The organism is Paenibacillus sp. (assembly GCF_035645235.1).
In the GTDB taxonomy this organism is placed as follows: Bacteria; Bacillota; Bacilli; order Paenibacillales; family YIM-B00363; genus Paenibacillus_AE.
Genome location: NZ_DASQMZ010000151.1, coordinates 1 through 3,489 on the forward strand (window position 1 = coordinate 1; position 3,489 = coordinate 3,489).

Here is a 3,489-nt window from a genome sequence, read left to right on the forward strand (position 1 = left end):
CTTCCAGCACCGCGAGGCGCCCTTTGGCCTTCCGAACGACGAGGCCTTCGTCGCTGTACACCGCGATGCCCGCGGAGTCGTACCCGCGATATTCAAGCTTCTTGAGGCCCTCGACCAAGATGTTTTGCGAATCCCGATGACCGATATATCCTACGATTCCACACATATAGAAAGATCCCTCCGAATTTGTAAGTGATTGGGAGGAGAGGGGCGTACGAAACTAGGGCCTCGGGCAACCCCGAAACCTTACCAATTTATGTCAAACCCTAATTTTCGAAAATGCCGCCATCCCCAAACCGAACAGCTCTAAAGAAACGGACCGCGTCCGCCTAAGAAAAAACAGCCACAACTCTGCTACCGCTACGCACGCAGGGGGAAAGGTAGGCCAAGGGAACACTGCATTTCGACCGCTGGGGTCTATAAATGCATTCCATCCCTTCGACATCCTTGATCTGCCCTCGAAGAAGTGCAGTTTTAAAGTAGGCGCGCGGTTCCGGCCAATATGTGGCTTCGGTAGATGTACTTTTGCATCTCCGTTGCAAACATACCGTTGCCGAAACTCGATTCGCCGTGTAATGAATGATTGCCGCCGTATGGGATGTTTGTCGGAGAAGTCGCCTTCTCGTTTTGCATGCCCATTCTCGGCCTAGCGGCGCTGCCGGGAGGTCCCCGCCGAACGTATATTCCTCGAACGCCTCCACCTCGTCAGCTTGCCGCGCGGATCCGCTTCTCGTCTAAAGCCGCTTTCCGTTAGCCGCTCCGTCCGCGAGCCAGGCGCCGCCGTCCGTCTCCGAACGCGCGTCCCGCTCCGCCGATCCCGCCTGCAAGCTCTGGCGCTTATAATGCCCTATTTACGCTGCCCTCGCTTTCTCCCTCAAAGTTATATTCCTATCTTATGCATAATGAGCGCCCATGGCAACTGCAAGTTTCAATGGATTTTCATGGAGAAAATGAAAACACGGCCCCGCGCCCCGCGCGAAGCCGTTTTTCCTGTCGCTGCGTCCCCTTATTGCGCCGCGCCGAGCTGCTCGCGGACGACGTCCGCGATGCGCGCCACATGCGCCTCGATGACGGCCGCCTCCGGCCCTTCGGCCATCACGCGCACGAGCGACTCCGTCCCGGACGGGCGCACGAGCACGCGGCCGTTCTCGCCGAGCGCCGCCTCCGCTTCGCGGATCGACGCCGCGATAGCGGCGTTGTCCTTCAGGCCGCTCTTGTCGGCGACGCGCACGTTCACGAGCACCTGCGGGAACTTCTGCATCATCGTCTTCAGGCTGCTGAGCGGCTGCCCCGACGCGACGACCGTCGCAGCGAGCTGCAGCGCCGTCAGAATGCCGTCGCCCGTCGTGTTGTAGTCGAGGAAGATGACGTGGCCGGACTGCTCGCCGCCGAGATTGAAGCCGCCGCGGCGCATCTCCTCCATGACGTACCGGTCGCCGACCGCCGTCTGCGCCGTCTTCAGGTCGAGCTCGCGCGCCGCCTTGAAGAAGCCCAGGTTCGCCATGACCGTCGTAACGATCGTGTCGCCTGCGAGACGCCCCGCCTTCCGCAGCGCGTCGCCGCAGATGAGCAGGATATAGTCGCCGTCGACCTCTTCGCCGTTCTCGTCCACGGCGATCAAGCGGTCCGCGTCGCCGTCGAACGACAAGCCGAGGAACGCGCCGTGCCGCAGCGTCGCCTCGCGAACCGCCTCCGTATGCGTGGAGCCGACGCCCGCGTTGATGTTCAGCCCGTTCGGCTCCGCGCCGATCGCGATCACTTCGGCGCCCAGCTCCCGGAAGATGCGCGGCGCGAGCTCGAACGCCGAGCCGTGCGCGCAGTCGAGCACGACCTTCTTGCCGTCGAACCGAACCGGCGTCACCGAACGCAAATAATCCGCGTACAGCCACTTCGCCTCCGCGTCGTCGCGCACGGTGCCCATATCGCCGCCGACCGGGCGGGGCAGCTCGTCGACCGCCGCATCCATGAGACGCTCGATTTCGAGCTCCGTCTCGTCGCTCAGCTTGAAGCCGTCGCCGCCGAAGAACTTGATGCCGTTATCCTGCACCGGGTTATGCGACGCCGAAATCATGACGCCGGCATCGGCCCCGAGCTTGCGAGTTAAGTACGCTACCGCCGGCGTAGACACGACGCCGATGCGTACGACGTCCGCCCCGATCGACAGCAGCCCCGCGACGAGCGACGCCTCCAACATCGGCCCCGATACCCGCGTATCCCGTCCGATGACGACCGTCGGGCGCTTGCCGTTCGCCGCGCCTCTCGTCAATACATACCCGCCGCATCGACCGATGCGGAACGCCAGTTCCGGCGTCAGCTCCTCGTTAGCGACGCCGCGAACGCCGTCCGTCCCGAAATATTTCCCCATATCTCTCTTTCGACTCCTTCTCGTCTAATCGTTCCGGTATGTTCCGCTCTCCCTGATTTCCCATAACATTCGCCCACTACTTCCCATTAAACGCAACTCGCTCCGGGAAGGTGACACTTAGCGTCGCCGGGAGCCGCGCGGATCCCCGCGAAGCGTGCCCGTCTCGGGCAGACACCGCGTGCATTCGTCCGTCCCACGCCTCTTACGCCTCGCCGTCGTCGCCGTTCCCGGCGTTCGCGGCCGCATCCTCGTCGGCTCCCGCTTTCCCGCCGTCCTCGGTCCCCGTTCCGTTGCCCGTCCCGGCCGCCGGCCCTTCGCCGTCCGGCGCCGCCGGATCGGCGGTCGTCTCCTCGCTGACCGCCGTCACCTCCACCGTCACCGTACCGACGCTCGTCTGCGACGGCTCCACGAACGACGGAAGCGTGTACTCGACGGGCAGCTCATGCACGCCCGGCGGCAAGTTGCTGACGTCGACGATCGCGCGGACGTCCTCCGCGGCGAGGTTGTCGATTACGTCCTGCGCCGCCTCCACCGTCACGTCGACCGCCCCGAGCTCCGGCGCGACGACGCGGTACTCGTAATCCTCTTGCTTCCCGTTCAACGTCAACGGAATGCCCGTCAGCGTCGCGTTCACCGCCGGCACGATCGTAACCCGCGCGGTGACCTTCCCCGGGTCGACCCGTTCGACGCCGTCCTTCAGCGGCACGTCGAATTCGAAGGTGCGCGTCGCCGACAACGCCCCTAGATCGATCCGCAGCCCATCGTAGAACTCCAGCGAATTCAGAAACGCCTGCGGCGCGAACACCGTCACCTCCGAAGCGCTCTGCTCGAAGGCGCCGACGGCGAAGCCCGGCGGCGTCTCGCCCTCGAGCGTCACCTGCAGCGGCACCGTCTTGAACGGGCTCGTCACCGGCACCTCGACGTCCACGACGGCCGGTGTGACCGCCACGTCGAGCTCTGTCCCCTCTTGGTCGAGCGCCACGAGCTTCACCTGCTGCTTCACCGATTCCGTCGCCCCGTCGATGTCGATCAACCCGACGACGCTCGCGACCTGATCCGCGAGCGAGCTCGACACCGTCACGTTCACGCGGTTCGGCTGCGCCACCGGCTCCCCGGCGGTGAAG

Annotated in this window: 2 protein-coding genes; both read right to left on the reverse strand. The window is 64.3% G+C overall.

Features of this window, described 5'->3' with window-relative positions; translation table 11 throughout:
- Nucleotides 1–1,006: 1,006 nt before the first annotated feature.
- Nucleotides 1,007–2,365: a phosphoglucosamine mutase gene (glmM, locus tag VEZ38_RS14945; RefSeq protein ID WP_324894766.1), complete on the reverse strand. Its 1,359-nt coding sequence runs from the start codon at nt 2,363–2,365 to the stop codon at nt 1,007–1,009.
- A gap of 202 nt (nt 2,366–2,567) precedes the next feature.
- Nucleotides 2,568–3,489, reverse strand: a 922-nt coding sequence (locus VEZ38_RS14950; RefSeq protein ID WP_324894768.1) for a CdaR family protein, incomplete at its 5' end; no start/stop codon positions are given.